At 71.6% G+C, this 17,758-nt stretch carries 17 protein-coding genes; 12 read left to right on the top strand and 5 right to left on the bottom strand.

Going from position 1 to position 17,758, the window contains the following annotated elements:
• The first annotated feature begins 55 nt into the window (after nt 1–55).
• From AB0C17_RS15470 to AB0C17_RS15460, 3 genes are all read left to right on the top strand, one after another.
• Complete coding sequence (locus AB0C17_RS15470; RefSeq protein ID WP_357381418.1) at nt 56–889, top strand: inositol monophosphatase family protein; 834 nt, start codon at nt 56–58, stop codon at nt 887–889.
• A gap of 79 nt (nt 890–968) precedes the next feature.
• Nucleotides 969–1,880 carry a sulfate adenylyltransferase subunit CysD gene (gene cysD, locus AB0C17_RS15465; protein WP_357381420.1) on the top strand — a complete coding sequence of 304 codons (912 nt, stop codon included), beginning with the start codon at nt 969–971 and terminating at the stop codon, nt 1,878–1,880.
• Nucleotides 1,880–3,181: a GTP-binding protein gene (locus AB0C17_RS15460; RefSeq protein ID WP_013283961.1), complete on the top strand. Its 1,302-nt coding sequence runs from the start codon at nt 1,880–1,882 to the stop codon at nt 3,179–3,181. Before cysD ends, AB0C17_RS15460 begins: the two co-directional genes overlap by 1 nt.
• Nucleotides 3,182–3,278: 97 nt before the next feature.
• On the opposite strand, the gene galK is transcribed toward AB0C17_RS15460, so the two are convergent.
• On the bottom strand, nt 3,279–4,433 hold the full coding sequence (gene galK / locus AB0C17_RS15455) for a galactokinase (RefSeq protein WP_357381423.1): 1,155 nt from the start codon (nt 4,431–4,433) through the stop codon (nt 3,279–3,281).
• Nucleotides 4,430–5,416, bottom strand: a complete 987-nt coding sequence (gene galE, locus AB0C17_RS15450) for a UDP-glucose 4-epimerase GalE (protein ID WP_357381425.1) — start codon at nt 5,414–5,416, stop codon at nt 4,430–4,432. Before galE ends, galK begins: the two co-directional genes overlap by 4 nt.
• Nucleotides 5,417–5,593: 177 nt before the next feature.
• Here galE and AB0C17_RS15445 point away from each other — a divergent pair, with 177 nt between their 5' ends.
• The 6 genes from AB0C17_RS15445 to AB0C17_RS15420 all read left to right on the top strand — a co-directional run bounded on the left by AB0C17_RS15445 (nt 5,594) and on the right by AB0C17_RS15420 (nt 10,165).
• Nucleotides 5,594–6,610: a hemolysin family protein gene (locus AB0C17_RS15445; RefSeq protein WP_357381427.1), complete on the top strand. Its 1,017-nt coding sequence runs from the start codon at nt 5,594–5,596 to the stop codon at nt 6,608–6,610.
• 33 nt (nt 6,611–6,643) lie between these two features.
• Complete coding sequence (gene trpS / locus AB0C17_RS15440; RefSeq protein WP_357381429.1) at nt 6,644–7,669, top strand: tryptophan--tRNA ligase; 1,026 nt, start codon at nt 6,644–6,646, stop codon at nt 7,667–7,669.
• A gap of 46 nt (nt 7,670–7,715) precedes the next feature.
• Nucleotides 7,716–8,279 (top strand): 2'-5' RNA ligase family protein, encoded by a 564-nt coding sequence (locus tag AB0C17_RS15435; protein ID WP_357381792.1) that lies wholly within the window; start codon nt 7,716–7,718, stop codon nt 8,277–8,279.
• A gap of 56 nt (nt 8,280–8,335) precedes the next feature.
• A complete protein-coding gene (locus AB0C17_RS15430; protein ID WP_357381431.1) occupies nt 8,336–9,277 on the top strand; it encodes a YhjD/YihY/BrkB family envelope integrity protein in 942 nt (313 codons plus the stop codon).
• On the top strand, nt 9,274–9,648 hold the full coding sequence (locus tag AB0C17_RS15425; RefSeq protein WP_174534838.1) for a GntR family transcriptional regulator: 375 nt from the start codon (nt 9,274–9,276) through the stop codon (nt 9,646–9,648). The genes AB0C17_RS15430 and AB0C17_RS15425 overlap by 4 nt, the downstream gene beginning before the upstream one ends.
• 73 nt (nt 9,649–9,721) lie before the next feature.
• Nucleotides 9,722–10,165, top strand: a complete 444-nt coding sequence (locus AB0C17_RS15420) for a hypothetical protein (RefSeq protein ID WP_043326791.1) — start codon at nt 9,722–9,724, stop codon at nt 10,163–10,165.
• Nucleotides 10,166–10,171: 6 nt separating this feature from the next.
• Here AB0C17_RS15420 and AB0C17_RS15415 read toward each other — a convergent pair whose 3' ends face one another.
• The 3 genes from AB0C17_RS15415 to AB0C17_RS15405 form a co-directional block, all read right to left on the bottom strand.
• On the bottom strand, nt 10,172–10,534 hold the full coding sequence (locus AB0C17_RS15415; protein ID WP_357473059.1) for a VOC family protein: 363 nt from the start codon (nt 10,532–10,534) through the stop codon (nt 10,172–10,174).
• 154 nt (nt 10,535–10,688) lie between these two features.
• On the bottom strand, nt 10,689–12,332 hold the full coding sequence (locus tag AB0C17_RS15410) for a glycoside hydrolase family 13 protein (RefSeq protein WP_357381439.1): 1,644 nt from the start codon (nt 12,330–12,332) through the stop codon (nt 10,689–10,691).
• A 313-nt stretch (nt 12,333–12,645) separates the two neighbouring features.
• Nucleotides 12,646–13,722, bottom strand: coding sequence for a LacI family DNA-binding transcriptional regulator (locus tag AB0C17_RS15405; protein ID WP_357381441.1), 1,077 nt, complete (start codon nt 13,720–13,722; stop codon nt 12,646–12,648).
• Nucleotides 13,723–13,921: 199 nt separating this feature from the next.
• Between AB0C17_RS15405 and AB0C17_RS15400 the strand changes: the two genes are divergently transcribed.
• The 3 genes from AB0C17_RS15400 to AB0C17_RS15390 are packed head-to-tail and all read left to right on the top strand — an operon-like array spanning nt 13,922 to nt 17,720.
• Nucleotides 13,922–15,175 (top strand): maltose ABC transporter substrate-binding protein, encoded by a 1,254-nt coding sequence (locus AB0C17_RS15400; RefSeq protein WP_357478980.1) that lies wholly within the window; start codon nt 13,922–13,924, stop codon nt 15,173–15,175.
• Nucleotides 15,175–16,818 carry an ABC transporter permease subunit gene (locus AB0C17_RS15395; protein WP_357381444.1) on the top strand — a complete coding sequence of 548 codons (1,644 nt, stop codon included), beginning with the start codon at nt 15,175–15,177 and terminating at the stop codon, nt 16,816–16,818. The genes AB0C17_RS15400 and AB0C17_RS15395 overlap by 1 nt, the downstream gene beginning before the upstream one ends.
• Nucleotides 16,815–17,720: a sugar ABC transporter permease gene (locus AB0C17_RS15390; protein ID WP_357381446.1), complete on the top strand. Its 906-nt coding sequence runs from the start codon at nt 16,815–16,817 to the stop codon at nt 17,718–17,720. The genes AB0C17_RS15395 and AB0C17_RS15390 overlap by 4 nt, the downstream gene beginning before the upstream one ends.
• Nucleotides 17,721–17,758 lie beyond the last annotated feature (38 nt).

The raw sequence follows: 17,758 nt of genomic DNA, 5'->3' as shown, positions 1-17,758 counted from the left end.
CGGCCGGTAGTCTGCGCCTCGGTTGACGGGAGCGAAGGTCGGCGACGGGAGCATCATGGGCAGTCCTCCGATGATCGACGGCGGGTTCGCCCGGTGGCTGGCGTCCCGGGCCGGTCAGGCGCTGACGGAACTGCGCGCGGAGATGGGCTTCGCCGACGCGGGCGCGCTCCGGTCGGCCGGTGACAAGGTGTCGCACGACCTGATCCGGACCGAACTGGCGAAGTGGCGGCCGGCGGACGCGGTGCTGTCGGAGGAGGACGAGGGCTCGCGGCTGGCCCGGACGGCCGAGCTGACCGACGCGGCGCTGTCGCGCCTGAACGCGGACCGCGTCTGGATCGTCGACCCGCTGGACGGCACCCGGGAGTACGCGGAGGAGGGGCGCGCGGACTGGGCGGTGCACGTGGCGCTCTGGTCGCGTAACGCGTCGGCGTCGCACGGCCTGGTGGCGGGCGCGGTGGCGCTGCCGGCGCAGCACCGGGTGCTGGGCACGGACCACCCGCCGGCGTATCCGCCGATGACAGTGGAGGCGGCCACCGGGGGCGGCGCGCGGGTCATCCGGTTGGCGGCCAGCCGTAGCCGTCCGCCGGTTTTCCTGACCGACCTGGCAGAGGACGTCGGCGCTCATCTGGTTCCGATGGGCTCGGCGGGCGCGAAGATCGCCGCCGTGGTCACCGGCGAGGTCGACGCGTACATCCACGCGGGCGGTCAGTACGAGTGGGATTCGGCCGCTCCGGTCGCTGTGGCGACGGCCACCGGTCTGCATGCTTCCCGGATCGACGGTTCTGCGCTGAAATACAACGGGGCCGACCCGCGCCTACCGGATCTGCTGGTCTGCCGCAAGGATCTCGCGAGTCGGTTGCTTGCAGCGTTGCAGCGGCATTCCGGGTAACCTGAGCGTTCTTCCTCACGACTCCGACCTGAAAGGTCTGGAATCCGATGTACGGATCCGAGCGAATCGAGTTCGTGTCATGACGTCCCCCGCCGCGTACCAGGTGTCGCATCTCGACGCGCTCGAGGCGGAGAGCATCTTCGTGATGCGCGAGGTCGTCGCCGAGATGGAACGGCCGGTGCTGCTGTTCTCCGGCGGCAAGGACTCGATCGTGATGCTCCGGTTGGCCCAGAAGGCGTTCGCGCCCGCCAACATTCCCTTCCCGGTGATGCACGTGGACACCGGGCACAACTTCCCCGAGGTGCTCGACTACCGCGACCAGCGGGTGGCCGAGCTGGGCCTGCAGCTCATCGTGGCGAGCGTGCCGGAGGCGCTGAACAAGGGCCTGGTCCGCGAGTCCGCCGACGGCATGCGCAACCGGATCCAGACGCCGGTGCTGCTGGAAGCGGTGGAGAAGCACCGCTTCGACGCGCTGTTCGGCGGCGCCCGGCGCGACGAGGAGAAGGCGCGGGCCAAGGAGCGGGTGTTCAGCTTCCGCGACGAGTTCGGCCAGTGGGACCCGAAGAACCAGCGTCCGGAGCTGTGGGCGCTCTACAACGGCCGGCACCACCCGGGCGAGTCGATCCGGGTGTTCCCCCTGTCGAACTGGACCGAGCTGGACGTCTGGCACTACATCGCGCGGGAGCGGATCCCGCTGCCGTCGATCTACTACTCGCACGAGCGCGAGGTGATCGAGCGCGACGGCATGCTCTACGCGGTGAACGAGTTCTTCCGGGCCCGCGCCGGTGAGCAGCCGTTCAAGGCCCAGGTGCGGTACCGGACCGTGGGTGACGCCTCCTGCACCGCGGCGGTCCGCTCGGACGCCGACACGGTGGAGAAGGTGATCGAGGAGGTGGCCGCCACGCGGATCACCGAGCGCGGCGCGACCCGCGGTGACGACCGGGTCAGCGAGGCCGCCATGGAGGACCGCAAGCGAGAGGGCTACTTCTGATGAGCGTCGAGACCCTGGCCCCGGCCGAGAGCGAGACCGCGCGGCCGATGGACCTGCTGCGGTTCGCCACCGCGGGCAGCGTCGACGACGGCAAGTCGACGCTGATCGGCCGTCTGCTCTACGACACCAAGTCGCTGTTCAGTGACCAGCTCGCCGCCGTCGAGGCGGTCAGCGCGGCCCGGGGCGACGAGTACACGAACCTGGCGCTGCTCACCGACGGCCTGCGTGCCGAGCGGGAGCAGGGCATCACGATCGACGTGGCGTACCGCTACTTCGCCACGCCGCGCCGGAAGTTCATCATCGCCGACACCCCGGGGCACATCCAGTACACCCGGAACATGGTCACCGGCGCCTCCACCGCCGACCTGGCGCTGATCCTGGTGGACGCGCGCAAGGGCCTGGTGGAGCAGTCCCGCCGGCACGCGTTCCTCTGCTCGCTGCTGCGGGTGCCGCACCTGGTCCTGTGCGTCAACAAGATGGACCTGGTGGACTGGTCGCAGGAGGTCTACGAGCGGATCGCGGACGAGTTCACCGCGTTCGCCGCGAAGCTCGACGTGCCGGACCTGACTGTGGTGCCGGTCTCCGCGCTGCAGGGCGACAACATCGTCACCCGGTCGGAGAACATGCCGTGGTACGAGGGCCCGTCGCTGCTGCACCACCTGGAGCGGGTGCACATCGCCTCGGACCGCAACCTGGTCGACGTGCGGTTCCCGGTGCAGTACGTGATCCGGCCGCAGTCCACCACCGTCACCGACTACCGGGGGTACGCCGGTCAGGTGGCCTCGGGCGTGCTCAAGCCGGGCGACGAGGTGATGGTGCTGCCGTCGGGCTTCACCAGCCGGATCGCGGCGGTGGAGACCGCCGACGGCCCGGTGGACGAGGCGTTCCCGCCGATGTCGGTGACGGTCCGGCTGACCGACGAGCTGGACATCTCCCGCGGCGACATGATCTGCCGGCCGAACAACGCCCCGATGGCCGTGCAGGACATCGAGGCGATGATCTGCTGGATGGACGAGACGCGGCCGTTGCAGGTCGGCGGCAAGTACGCGATCAAGCACACGACCCGCTCGGCGCGGGCGATCGTGCGCGGGCTGCACTACCGGCTGGACATCAACTCGCTGCACCGCGACGAGACCGCCGGTGAGCTGAAGCTCAACGAGATCGGCCGGGTCCGGCTGCGGACCACTGTTCCGCTGCTGGCCGACGAGTACCGGCGTAACCGCACCACCGGCGGCTTCGTGATCATCGACGAGTCGACGAACCGTACGGTCGGCGCCGGCATGATCGTCGAGGCCGGCTGACCCTGGGTTGTAAGGAAGGGCCCCTTGTTAACAGTGCGCTGTTAACAAGGGGCCCTTCCTCTACCGCAGGCGTTAATAAGGGGCCCTTCCTTACACCTCACCCGAGGCGGGTGACGCCGCCGGCCGGGAGGACGGTCAGCGTGCCGGGGGCGGTGAAGCCGCGCTCGGCGTACGCCTCGGTGACGGCGGCGGCCACCGCTTCGGCGGCGCCGGCGTCGACCAGGGCGAGCACGCAACCGCCGAAGCCGCCGCCGGTCATCCGCGCGCCGTACGCCCCGGCGGACAGCGCCGCCTCGACCGCTGTGTCGACCTCCGGCACGGTGATCTCGAAGTCGTCGCGCATGGAGACGTGCGAGGCGGTCAGCAGCGGGCCGGTGTCGCGGACCCGGCCGGCGCGCAGCAGCGCGACCGTGTCGAGCACCCGCTGGTTCTCGGTCACCACGTGCCGGACCCGGCGGCGGGTCTCGTCGTCGTCGAGGCGGGCCAGGGCGGCGTCGAGGCCGGCCACGTCGACGTCGCGCAGCGCGGTCACCCCGAGCGTCTCGGCGGCCCGCTCGCAGCTGCGGCGCCGCGCGGCGTACTCGCCGTCGGCGTGCCGGTGCGGCGCCCGGCTGTCGATCACCAGCACGGCCAGCCCGGCGTCGTCCAGGTCGAACGGGATCTGCTCGATCTCCTCGGTGCGGCAGTCGAGGAACAGCGCGTGCCCGGCCCGGCCGCGGATCACGGCGGACTGGTCCATGATCCCGGTGGGCGCGCCGACGTAGTCGTTCTCGGCCCGCTGGGCGAGCCGGGGCCACCGCTCGGCCGGCAGGTCGAGGTCGCCGAGGTCGACAAGGGCGGCCAGCACCGCCGACTCGATCGCGGCCGAAGAGGAGAGCCCGGAGCCGACCGGCACGTCGGAGGCGACGGCGAGCCGCGCGCCCGGCACGTCGTGGCCGTCGGCGCGCAGCGCCCACACCACCCCGGCCACGTAGGCGGCCCACCCGTCGACCCGGCCGGGCTCGTCGGCCTCCGCCGCGTCGAACTCGACCGGCCGCTCGTCCAGCTCCGACCAGACGGTCCAGCGGCCGTCGGGGGCGGGCGCGGCGGCGACGACGGTACGCAGCGGCAGCGCGAAGGGCAGCACGAAGCCGTCGTTGTAGTCGGTGTGCTCGCCGATCAGGTTGACCCGCCCGGGAGCCGCCCAGCGGCCCGCCGGTTCGGCGCCGTACCGCTGCCGGAAGCCGGCCGTGGCGCGGTCGGCGACGTTCATGAGGGCTGCCCCGCGACGTGTGCCCGGTAGAACTCCCAGGCGTCGCCGACCATGTCGTGCAGGGTCGGCTTGGCCGGCGTCCAGCCCAGCTCGTCGCGGGCGAGCGACGAGGACGCGACCAGCTCGGCCGGGTCGCCCTCGCGGCGGGGAGCCACCTCGACCGGCACCGGGTGCCCGGTGACCTCGCGGACCACGTCGACCACCTGCCGGTTGGTGAAGCCGTTGCCGTTGCCCAGGTTGTAGATCCGGTGCCGGCCCGGGGTGGCCGCGTCCAGCGCGAGCAGGTGGGCGCGGGCCAGGTCCTCGACGTGGATGTAGTCGCGGACGCAGGTGCCGTCGACTGTGGGGTAGTCGTCGCCGAAGAGCTGGAGCTTCTCCCGCCGCCCGGCGGCCACGTCGAGCGCGATCGGGATGAGGTGCGTCTCCGGGTCGTGCCGTTCGCCGATGGCCAGCCCGTCGCGCAGGTACGCCCCGGCGACGTTGAAGTAGCGCAGTGAGACGGCGGCCAGGTCGTGCGCGATCGCCTCGGAGGTGAGCGCCATGTCGACGGCCAGCTTGGTCGCGCCGTAGGTGCTGGTGGGGGCCTTGACGGCGGTCTCCGGGATGGGCAGCTCGGTGGGGTTGCCGTAGACGGCGGCGGTGGAGGAGAAGACCATCCGGGGCACCCGGGCGGCGCGGACCGCGTCGATGAGCGCGATCGAGCCGACCGTGTTGTTGTGCCAGTACAGCTCGGGGCGAATCATCGACTCGCCGGCGGCGATCAGGGCGGCGAAGTGCAGCACGCCGTCGAACCCGGCGTCGGGGGTGAGCACCTGGGCGGCCTCGTGCACCGGCAGGTCGACGTGGGTGGCGTCGGGGGCGAGGGCCTCCCGGTGACCGGTGCGCAGGTCGTCCAGCACGGTCACCCGGTGTCCGTGGTCGAGCAGCATCCGGGTCACCACGCTGCCGATGTAGCCGGCGCCGCCGGTGACGAGCAGTTTCACGTCGGTCCTCCTGCCTGGGCCGCGTCCCGCGGCGGCCGTCCCGCGCTCACCCTACGGCCGGGGGCGGGGTCGCGGCTGTCATGTTGAGCGCGCCTCCATTCCATCATAATCCTTCACGATTGAACAGATTCGAACATTCGGCCACCCGTACGGTGGCCGCTGTCTACCATCCATCTCATGCGGGAGGGTGGTGGTCCCGGGCCCCGGCGGCGACCGTCGGGGCGGCCCCGACGCGAACCCGGCCCGCTGGCCCGTACCGTGGCGCGTCTCGTGGTGCGCGGCGCCGACGGCGCGACCCGCCTGGTGACCGCCCTGCTCGGGGCCAGCCCCACCGCCGGGCGGGAGCGGATCAGCGAGGCCGAACTGCGTGACCTGGTCGCGGCCAACACGCTGCTCGACCCGGACGAACGGCGGATCATCGACGAGGTGCTGGTGGCCGGCGCCCGCCTCGTCCGCGAGGTGATGGTGCCCCGCACCGAGGTGGTCTTCCTCAGCGCGGCGCTGCCGCTGGCGCAGGCGCAGCGGCTGGTCCGGACCGACCCGCACACCCGCTACCCGGTGGTCGACGGCACCCACGACGACGTGGTCGGCCTGGTGCGCCTGCACGACGTGCTGCTGCGGCCGGAACCGGACCGGTCGCTGCTCGTCGGCGACCTGATCCGGGAGGTCAAGCGCCTGCCGGACAGCAAACGCGTGCTCGCGGCGCTCACCGAGATGCGCCGGGAGGGCCACCACTTGGCCGTTGTCGTCGACGAGTACGGCGGCACCGCCGGCATCGTCACCTGCGAGGACCTCGTGGAGGAGTTGGTCGGGGAGATCCGGGACGACGAGCACGGCCCGCTCGAACCGGAGCCCGCCGGCCTGCCCGCGGTCGTCGACGGCCGGCTCAACCTGGCCGACTTCGTCGAGCGCACCGGGGTGCCGCTGCCCGCCGGGCCCTACGAGACGGTGGGCGGGTACGTGATGGCCGCCCTGGGCCGGCTGCCGGTAGCCGGCGACGAGGTGCCGGTGGCTGTCGACCCGGCCACCGGATCGGTGGTCGCCGATCCGGCGGGCTGGCTGCTGCGCGTGCTCACCCTCGACGGCCGGCGGGTGTCCCGCCTGGCGGTCTCCGCCGCGCGGCTGCCCGAGCCCCGCCGCGAGCTCAACGGCCCGCTTCCGTCCGTACCCGCCCGATCCACCGGCCCGTCATGACGGACGCCGGGGCTTGCTGACAGAATTGCCGCCATGTCCGACGTACCCGCCCGCCCGCGCGTCTTCTCCGGCATCCAGCCGACGGCCGACTCGTTCCACCTCGGCAACTACCTGGGCGCGCTGCGGCACTGGGTCGCGTTGCAGGACAGCCACGACGCCTACTACTGCGTGGTCGACCTGCACGCGATCACCGCCGGGCACGACCCGTTGGTGCTCAAGCGCCGCAGCCGGGTGGCCGCCGCGCAGTTGTTCGCGCTCGGCCTCGACCCGGAACGCAGCACGCTGTTCGTGCAGTCGCAGGTGCCCGAGCACTCGCAACTGGCCTGGGTGCTGGGCTGCATCACCGGGTTCGGCGAGGCCGGCCGGATGACCCAGTTCAAGGACAAGTCGCAGAAGCAGGGCAGCGAGCGGGCCAGCGTCGGCCTGTTCACGTACCCGATCCTCCAGGCCGCCGACATCCTGCTCTACCAGGCGAACGCGGTGCCGGTCGGCGAGGACCAGCGGCAGCACCTGGAACTCTCCCGCGACCTGGCGCAGCGGTTCAACTCGCTGTTCGGCAGCACCTTCACGGTGCCCGCCCCGCACATCGTGAAGGACACCGCAAAGATCACCGACCTGCAGGACCCGACGGCCAAGATGTCGAAGTCGTCGTCCTCCCCGGCCGGCATCATCGACCTGCTGGAGGATCCGGCCCGCTCGGCCAAGAAGATCCGCTCGGCGGTCACCGACACCGGCCGTGAGATCGTCTTCGACGCCGAGGGCAAGCCGGGGATCACCAACCTGCTCACCATCTACTCCGCGCTGTCCGGCCGCTCCATCGACGACCTGGTCGCCGCGTACGACGGCAAGGGCTACGGCGACCTGAAGAAGGACCTCGCCGAGGTGGTGCGGGAGTTCGTCACGCCGATCCAGGAACGCACGAACGCCTACCTGAACGACCCGGCCCAGCTCGACAAGCTGCTGGCGCGGGGCGCGGAGAAGGCCCGGTCGGTGGCCGCCGGGACGCTGCGGGACGCGTACGAGCGGGTCGGTTTCTTCCCGCCGGTGCGGTTCGAGTAACGGCCCGGAGGGGCGGAGACGGGTGACGCAGCCGGTGGCCGGAGGGATGGCGCGCGACGTGGCGGGCAGTGACACGGCGCCGGGCGGCGCGGACACGATCCAGATCGGGATCGCTGTCGACGTCCCCGAGCCCTGGGGCGGGATGCTCACCCGCCGCCGGGTCGAGGCCGGCGATCCACTCGCCGTACCCGCGCACGTCACCCTCCTCGGGCCCACCGAGATCCCGGTACGCGCGCTGCCCGCCGTCGAGGAGCACCTGGCCGGGGTCGCCGCCACGCACCTGCCGTTCACGCTGCACCTGCGCGGCACCGGCACGTTCCGCCCGGTCACCCAGGTGGTCTTCGTGGCGGTGGCGGCCGGGATCAGCGAGTGCGAACTGCTCGCCGCCGCCATCAACTCGGCCCCCGAACTGCGGCGCGAGCTGCGCTTCCCGTACCACCCGCACGTCACGGTGGCGCAGGACGTGCCGCCCGAGGTGCTCGACAAGGCGTACGAGGACCTGGCCGACTTCTCCGCGTTGTTCCAGGTGGAGGCGTTCACGCTGTTCTCGCACAGCGGCGCGACCCGGTGGCAGCCCCGCCGCGACTTCCGGCTCGGCGGCCGGAGCTGAACATCCGACCGGCCGGGGCCCCTCCACCACGGGCGGAGATCGGCGAGGATGACGGGGTGAACGTCTTCGGCCGGATCGAGGCGGCGGTGGGGCGCCGCATCGACGCGGCCCGGGGCCGGTCGTCGGCCTTCGACCACGTCTGGCGGGCCGGGACGCTCTACGCCGACCTGCTCGCCGGGCGGCTCGCCGCCGCCATCGCGTACTACGGCTTCTTCGCCGTGTTCGCGCTCGCGCTCGTCGCTTACTGGGTCTTCGGCGCGGTGCTGCGGGACAACGAGGAGGTCAGCCGCGGCGCGGCGCACTTCCTGGAGGAGAACCTGCCGTTTCTCGACCCGGCCCAGATCGCCGAGAGCAGCGGCACGGTGGGCGTGGTCGGCCTGGTCATCCTGGTCTTCACCGGCATCGGCTGGGTGGAGGCGATCCGCTCCTCGCAGCGGCTGATGTACGGCTTCAACCAGCAGCCCGGCAACCTGGTGGTGCGCCGCCTCGTCGACCTGGGCGTGCTGGTCGCGGTCTTCGTGCTGCTGTTCGTCTCGGTCGCCGCGGTGGACGCGCTGGAGTCGCTGCTGCGCTTCCTGCTGCGCAGCACCGGCTCGGTGGGCCTGACCACGATCAGCGCGGTGCTGAGCGTGCTCGTCAACGCCGTGCTCGCCGCCGCGCTGCTGCTCGCCGTGCCCCGGCTGCGGATGAGCCGCCGCCGGCTGCGCCCGGCGATCCTGACCATCGCCGTCGGGATCACCCTGCTGAACACAGTGGGGCGCTACTACGTGGTACGCACCGAACGGAACCCCGCGTACACCGTGGTCGCCACCGCAGTGGGCCTGCTGCTCTACCTCTACCTGCTCAACCAGCTGGTGCTCTTCGGCGCGGCGCTCGCCGCCACCAGCCCGTACGGCCGGGTGGTGGACCTGGCCGAGGGCGGTGCCCGGGAGGTGGACGTGGAGGCGGACGTGCTCGACGAGGAGACCGAACCGGGCACGCCGGGAGGGGCGGGATGAGCGCACGGATCCGGATCGACGCCGAGTCGGCGGTGCCGCCGTACGAGCAGGTGCGGGCGCAGTTCGCGGCGCGCATCGGCGACGGGCGGCTGCCGGTGGGCACCCGGCTCCCGGCGGTGCGGCAGCTCGCGGCGGACCTGGGGCTGGCGGTGAACACGGTGGCCCGGGCCTACCGGGAGCTGGAGGCCGCCGGGCTGGTCCAGACGCGCGGCCGGCACGGCACGGTGGTCGCGCCGGGGCGGGACGACGCCGTCGACCGGTTGCAGCAGGCCGCCGCCGGGTACGCCGCCGAGGCGCGCCGCCTGGGCGTCCCGCCGGAGCGGGCGGTCGCCCTGGTCCGTGCGGCGCTGGACGCCGGTACACGTGGCTGAGCGTGGTCCCCTGAGCGGGGAGTCTCCGCCGATGCGTTCCCCGGGGCGGATCCCGGCCGACGATGATGGGCCGGTGGGCGCACTCGTGACACTCGACCTGCCGGACGACTCGCCGATGCTCGGCCTGCCGTGGATCATCACGTTCGGTCCGCTCGGCGCCGACGACGAGTGGGAGCCGGTGGTCTGCGGCCCGTACGAGCGGGCGCACGCGCTGGCGCTGGCCGAGGCGGTGGTGGCCGAGGAGCAGCTGATGGCGGTGGTGGAGCCGCTGCTGCCCGCGCTCACGCCGGAGGAGATCCGGGGCGAGATCGCCGCCGCGCAGATCGCCGCCGAGGACGAGGCGGCCGAGATCGACCAGGCCGACCTGTACGGCGACTTCGAGGACGTCATCGACGAGGAACTGGAACGGGCCGCCGAGCGCGAGCCGGAGCCCGAGCCGGCGAAGGCACCCGACCGGGAGGAGATCCGGGCCGGGTTCGCCCGGATCGCCGCGCTGCTCACCGCCAAGGGCGGCTGAGGACGCTCAGCGCGGCGGCCCGTCGAGCACGCAGAACTCGTTGTCCTCCGGGTCGACGAGCACCACGAACCCCTCCGCGCCGGTCTGCCCGACGTCGGCGAGCCGGGCGCCGAGCCCGATCAGTCGCTTGACCTCCGCCGTCTGCCCCTCGTCGGCGACCAGGTCCAGGTGGAGCCGGTTCTTGCCGCGTTTCGGGGTGCCGCTGCCCTGCAACCAGACGGTCGGGCCGGGCCGGCCGGGCGGCGGGTAGAGCTTCGCGTTGCCGTCGTCGCCCTGGGAGACGGTGTAGCCGAGGGCGGCCGACCAGAACCGGGCCATCAGGTCCAGGTCGCTGACGTCGAGGGTGTACTGCGCGACGTGTGCGGTCATCCCCCGGTGGTACCCCGGGCCCTCGGGACGGACACCGGCCCCCCGGGAGCGGACTCCCGAGGGGCCGGGGCCACCTCACCCCCCCACCACAAGGGGTCGGCAGCCCAGCCGCCCGTCGGCGCGGGGCACAACGGACGGCCAGGTCGATGGCGGGTTACCCGGCTGGACGCCGTTCGAACCACGCGGCCGCGTCCACCGGCAGGACGTGCCCGTCGCCCCGCTCGGTGAGCTCGGCGCTCGCGACCAGCGGGCGGCCGTGGCCGCTCACCGTCACGTCGGCGCCGCTGATGTTGACCACACAGGTCACCTCGGCGTCCCCGGCGGCGCGGCGGAACGCCAGTACGCCGGGCTCGGTCTCCAGCCAGGTGATCCCGTCCAGGCCGGCCAGCGCCGGGTGCTCGTGCCGGGTGCGCAGCGCGGTCCGGTACAGCTCCAGCGTCGAGCCGGGCACCCCGGTCTGGGCGGCCACCGACAGCGACCGCCAGGTCGCCGGCGCCGGCAGCCAGCTCAGCTCGCTGCCGTCGGGCCCGAAGCCGTACGGGGGCAGGTCGCCGCCCCACGGGATGGGTACCCGGCAGCCGTCCCGGCTCTCCCCGGTACGCCGGAACGCCGGGTCCTGCCGCAGCTCGTCGGGGAGGTCCAGCACCTCCGGCAGGCCCAGCTCCTCGCCCTGGTAGACGTACGCGCAGCCGGGCAGCGCGAACATCAGCAGCGCGGCGGCGCGGGCACGGCGCAGGCCGACCTCGCCGTCGCCGTACCGGGTGACGTGCCGCTGCCGGTCGTGGTTGGAGAGCACCCAGGTGGTGGGCGCGCCGACGATCGTCGCCTCGGCCAGCGCGGTGTCGATCACCTTGCGGAACGAGTCGGCCGACCAGGTGGCGTCGAGGAAGTCGAAGCTGAACGCCTGGTGCAGCTCGTCCGGGCCGATGTAGCGGGCCAGCCGCTGCGGGGTCTCGGCCCACGCCTCGGCGACCGCCATCCGGCCGCCCGGGTAGCTGTCCAGGATCGGGCGCCAGTCGCGGTAGATGTCGTGCACCTCGTCCTGGTCGAAGTACGGCAGCCGGCCCTTGCCCAGCAGCTCGGACTGGCGCTGGCCGGTGGTCATCGAGTTGAAGCCGACGTCCGGCAGGCCCTCGGCCTTGATCATCCCGTGGGCCACGTCGATCCGGAAGCCGTCCACGCCCCGGTCCAGCCAGAAGCGGAGCACGTCCTCGAACTCGGCCCGCACCTCCGGGTGGCGCCAGTTCAGGTCCGGCTGCGCCGGGTCGAACAGGTGCAGGTACCACTGGCCGTCGACCACGCGCGTCCAGGCCGGGCCGCCGAAGATGCTCTCCCAGTCGTTCGGCGGCAGCTCGCCCTGCTCGCCCTTGCCGTCGGCGAACAGGTAGCGCTCGCGCTCCGGCGAACCCGGTCCGGCGGCGAGCGCGGCGGTGAACCACGGGTGCGCGCTCGAGGTGTGGTTCGGCACCATGTCGACGATGATCCGCAGACCGAGCGCGTGGGCGTCGGCGATCATCTCGTCGAAGTCGGTCAGGTTGCCGAACAGCGGGTCGACGTCGCGGTAGTCGGCCACGTCGTAGCCGGCGTCGACCTGCGGCGAGGTGTAGAACGGCGTCAGCCAGAGCGCGTCCACGCCGAGGTCGCGCAGGTACGGCAGGCGCTGCCGGATGCCCTGGAGATCACCCACACCGTCGGAGTTCGCGTCAGCGAAGCTGCGGACGTACACCTGGTAGACGACAGCGGACCGCCACCAGTCGTCGTCGGCGGTGCGTGGGGTGGTGCTGGGGGCGGAGGTCATCGCTGTCGATCCCGTTCTGTGGCGGCTTCTGGTGCGGCGCAGGGTGTCAGAGCAGAATGCCGCCACGGCCCTGCAAGAGTCAAGCATTCCTTGCGCAAGAAATGACGGCCATCACCCACGGGCTGGCGCCACCGCCCGCCGCCCCGTCTCCCGCATCCCGAGACGCCCCACCTCTCGCGCCCCGCTCTCGGCTCTCCCGCTCCGAGGGGGTGATCAAGGGGTTTGTGTCCGGGATGGAGATCGACTCGGCCGCGAACTCCTTGATCAACCGCAGGAGGGGGTGCGGCGGCGGGGAGGGGAGAGGAGAGGGGTGTCAGGCGGGGATGGGGAGGGAGGGGGAAGGGGTGGCGGGGCGCTGGCGGGCCGGCGGGCTGGCGGGCTTGGCCACCGCTGTCGAGCCGCGCACCACCAGCTCGGGGCGGAACAGGTATTCGGAGTTGGGGGAGGGGTGACCGTTGATCTCGTCGACCAGGGCGCGGACCGCGGCGACCGCCATGGCGGCGACCGGCTGGCGCACCGTGGTCAGCGGCGGGTCGGTGAAGGCCATGAGCGGGGAGTCGTCGTACCCGACCACGGAGATGTCGCCGGGCACCGACAGCCCGCGCTGGCGGGCGGCCCGGATCGCGCCGAGCGCCATCAGGTCCGAGCCGCAGACGAGTCCGGTCACGCCACGCTCGATGAGCCGGCCGGCGGCGGCCTCGCCACCCTCGACGCCGAACAGCGACAGCTCGGTCAGCTCGGACAGCTCGTCGGAGGTGATGTCGGTCAGGCGCCCCATCGCGGCCTTGTAGCCGGCGACCTTGCGCTGCACCGGCACGAACCGGTCCGGGCCGGTGATCAGGCCGATCCGGCGGTGCCCGAGCGCGACCAGGTGGGCGACCGCCAGTTCGGCGGACTCCCTGTCGTCGCAGGAGACGAACGGCGCGGGGATCCCCGGCGCGTACCCGTTGATCATGACGATCGGCAGCGGCCGGGCCAGCAGCGTGCGGTAGCGGTCGTGGTCCGCCGCGGTGTCGGCGTGCAGGCCGGAGACGAAGACGATGCCGGAGACCTGCCGGTCCAGCAGCATCTCCACGTACTCGTCCTCGCGGACGCCGCCCGGCGTCTGCGTGCAGAGCACCGGTGTGTAGCCGGTGGGGGCGAGCGCGGACTCGATGATCTGGGCGAACGCCGGGAAGATCGGGTTGTCCAGCTCCGGCACGACCAGGCCGACAAGTCCGGCGCTGCGCTTGCGCAGCCGGGCCGGTCGCTCGTAGCCGAGCACATCGAGGGCGGTCAGGACGGCCTGCCGGGTCTCGGGGGCCACACCGGGGCGGTCGTTGAGCACCCGCGACACCGTGGCCTCGCTGACTTCAGCCTGTTGGGCGATGTCGGATAGTCGAGCGCGCATGTGCGGCACTTTAGCCCAACGGCAAAGTCTTGCGTACACTTCTGCAAGCCCTTCCATTCTCTGCAACCTCTTGCTAACGTCCCCGCAACATGCGAGAGCAGCGGCGCAGCATCTCGGCGCCGGTCAGCAAGAAATTTCAGAGGTTTCCACTGGCGGGCCGCCCTTCCCCCGGCGGGCCGCCATGACGACAGGAGTACCGATGCGCATCCGTACCGCGGGTGTGGTCGCCGTCCTCGGCCTGGCGCTCGCCGCCTCCGGCTGTGGTGACAGCGGCAGCGACGACAAGCCGGCCGCCGGCGAGTCCGCCAAGGCGACCGGCGGCAAGCTGGTGATCTGGGCCGACGACAAGCGCACGGCCGCGCTCAAGCCGTTCGCCGAGGAGTTCGGCAAGGAGAACGGCGTGACCGTCGAGGTCCAGGCCGTCTCCAAGGACCTGCAGACCAACTTCGTCACCGCCTCGCAGCAGGGCAGCGGCCCGGACGTCGTGGTCGGCGCGCACGACTGGATCGGCAACCTGGTCCAGAACGGCGCCATCGACCCGGTGCAGCTCCCGGCCGAGCAGAAGTCCGGCTTCAACGAGACCGCGATCAAGGCGGTCACGTTCAACGGCCAGCTCTACGGCGTGCCCTACGCCACCGAGAACGTCGCGCTGATCCGTAACACCGAGCTGGCCCCCGAGGCGCCGAAGACGATCGAGGACCTGGTCGCCGCCGGCAAGAAGCTCAAGGCCGAGAAGAAGGCCAGCGAGATCCTGTGCCTGCAGTCCGGCCAGAACGGCGACGCGTACCACATCTACCCGCTCTACACCTCGGGCGGCGGCTACCTGTTCGGCACCGGGGCGAACGGCGACTACGACCCGAAGGACCTGGGCGTGGGCAAGCCGGAGTCGATCGCTGCCTTCCAGAAGATCGCCAAGCTGGGTGAGAAGGGCGAGGGTGCGCTGAAGCGCTCCATCACCGGCGAGAACTCCATCGCCACCTTCACCGGCAAGAAGTGCGCGTTCCTGGTCTCCGGCCCGTGGGCCGTGGCCGACGCCAAGAAGGCCAACATCTCCTACGACATCTCCCCGGTCCCCGGCTTCGCCGGTGGCAAGGAGGCCCAGCCGTTCGTGGGCGTCCAGGCGTTCTACGTGGCCGCCAAGGGCAAGAACAAGGCCCTGGCCCAGGAGTTCGTCACCAACTACGTGACCAAGCCCGAGCTGGCCGTCGCGCTGTACAAGGCCGAGCCGCGCCCGCCGGCGCTGACCGCCGCCTTCGACCAGGTCAAGGGCGAGGACCCGGACCTGGCCAAGTTCTCCGAGGCCGGCAAGAACGGCCAGGTGCTCCCGGCGATCCCGGCCATGGCCGCGATCTGGGACCCGTTCGGCAAGGCGGAGGCCGCCATCATCGGCGGCGCCGACCCGGCCAAGACGATCACGGCCGCCGGCAAGACCATCCAGGGTCAGATCAAGTAATGAGCGCGCCGCTGTCCGGCCCGGGGTCTGCACCGCAGGCCCCGGGCCGGGAGCCCGTACGCCGTGGGCTCCCGCGCACGTCCCGTACCGCGCGGCAACACGCGCCGATCACCGCGACCGGCCTCGTCGTCAAGGTGATCCTGCTCGGCCTGGTGGCCGGGATCGCGATCTGGGCGGCCTTCCCGCTCATCGAGGCCGAGCACTGGATCGCGCTGGGCGTCCTGGCGGTCACCACCGCCGGCCTGTTCTACCTCTACCTGAGCCGCCGGCACATCCCGGCCAAGTACCTGGTCCCCGGCACCCTCTTCCTGATCGCCTTCCAGGTCTTCCCGGTGCTCTACACCGCGAGCACCGCGTTCACGAACTTCGGCGACGGCCACCGGGGCAGCAAGGACGACGCGATCGTCGCCGTGCAGACCTCCTCGGTGAAGCAGGTGCCCGGCTCGACCGAGTACAACCTCACCGTCGCCACCACCGGCGACCCGGCGACCGGTGACCTGGTGTTCCTGCTCGGCGACCCGAAGACCAAGGAGGTCTTCGCCGGCGACGCGGGCGGGCTGCGCAAGCTCGACGCCGCCGACGTCGAGGTGAGCAGCCTCAGCGGCAAGATCACCGCCGCGGACGGCTACACCCTGCTGAACATCGGACAGGCCAGCGCCCGCAGCGAGGCGGTCACCGCGCTCGTCGTGCCCACCGACGAGGGCGCCATCCGCTCCAACGGCCTGACCCGGGCGTACGAGGGCAAGGCCATCCGGGCGTACGACGCCGGATGCGACTGCGTCAAGGACAGCGAGACCGGCAAGACGTGGACCGCGGACGAGAGGTCCGGCTCCTTCGTCGCCGCCGACGGTGAGCGCCTCGCCCAGGGCTGGAAGGTCGACGTCGGGCTGAAGAACTTCAGCGCCGTGCTCACCGACCCGAACATCTCCGGCCCGTTCTTCGGCACGCTGGCCTGGAACTTCGCGTTCGCGATCGGCTCCACCGGGCTGACCTTCCTGCTCGGCATGGCCATCGCGCTCGCGCTGCACTCACCCCGGATGCGCGGCACCAACCTCTACCGGATGGTGCTGATCCTGCCGTACGCCATGCCGTCGTTCGCCATGCTGTTGATCTGGCGGGACATGTTCAACACGGACTTCGGCCTGCTCAACAACCTGTTCGGGCTGAACGTCGACTGGTTCGGCGGCAACTGGTCCGCCCGGATCGCCGTGCTGCTGGTGCAGTTGTGGCTCGGCTACCCGTACATGTTCCTGGTGGCCACCGGCGCGTTGCAGGCCATCCCCCGGGAGCTGACCGAGGCGACCTCGGTCGACGGCGCGTCGCCCTGGCAGTCGTTCCGGGCGGTCACCCTGCCGCTGCTGCTGGTGGCGCTGTCGCCGCTGCTGATCGCGTCGTTCGCGTACAACTTCAACAACGTCAACGCGATCCTGTTCACCACCGAGGGCGGCCCGTTCGCGCCGGACAACCCGACGAACGGCGCCACCGACCTGCTGATCACCTACACGTACCGGCTCGCGTTCGGCGCGCAGGGCGCCGAGTTCGGCCTGGCCGCCACCGTCTCGATCTTCATCTTCGCGATCGTGGCGACGGTGTCGGCGATCAGCTTCCGGCGGACCCGCAAGCAGGAGGAGGTGTACTCGTGACCACCATCGCGGAGACGCCCACACCCACTGGCACCCGCACGCCGGCCCGCCGCTCGCGCAGCCGCTGGTTCGCCCAGGTGGGCTGGCGGCACCTGGTCGGAGTGGTGGCTGTGGCGTTCAGCCTCTTCCCGATCCTGTTCGTGATCTCGGCGGCGTTCAACCCGCTCGGCACGCTCTCCTCCACCGAGCTGCTGCCGACCGGGGCGTCGCTGGAGAACTTCACCAACCTGTTCGACAACACCGCGTTCGGCCACTGGTTCCTCAACTCGCTGCTGCTCGCGGGCGTGGCCAGCTTCGCGTCGATCTTCCTGTCGTCGCTCGCGGCGTACGCGTTCTCCCGGATGCGTTTCGCCGGGCGCCGGGTCGGCCTGCTGGCACTGCTGCTGATCCAGATGTTCCCGCAGTTCCTGGCGATCGTGGCGATCTTCTTGATCTTCACCACGCTCACCGACCTCTACCCAGCGATCGGGTTCAACACCCCGTGGGGCCTGTTCCTGCTCTACATGGGTGGCGCGCTGGGTGCGAACACCTGGCTGATGAAGGGCTTCTTCGACACGCTGCCGAAGGAGCTGGACGAGTCGGCCACCATGGACGGCGCGTCGCACGTGCAGGTCTTCTTCCGGATCATGCTGCCGCTGGTGGCGCCGATCCTGGCGGTGACCGGCCTGCTCGCGTTCATCGGGTCGATCAACGAGTTCATCATCGCCAACGTGTTCCTCACCGAACCCGAGTCGAAGACCCTCGCGGTCGGCATGTTCGGCCTGGTCGCGGGCGAGCGCAACAACAACTTCGGGATGTTCGCGGCGGGCACGCTGCTCACCGCGATCCCCACGGTGCTGGTGTTCCAGCTGCTCCAGCGCTACATCGTCTCCGGGCTCACCTCCGGAGCGGTAAAGGGCTGAGCCTCCTCGGCTCACGCTGCGGCAAGGGCGTCGTGTCG

This window comes from Micromonospora sp. NPDC048887, from assembly GCF_040649715.1.
Taxonomy (GTDB): domain Bacteria; phylum Actinomycetota; class Actinomycetes; order Mycobacteriales; family Micromonosporaceae; genus Micromonospora.
This window is presented reverse-complemented; position numbering and strand designations above follow the sequence as displayed.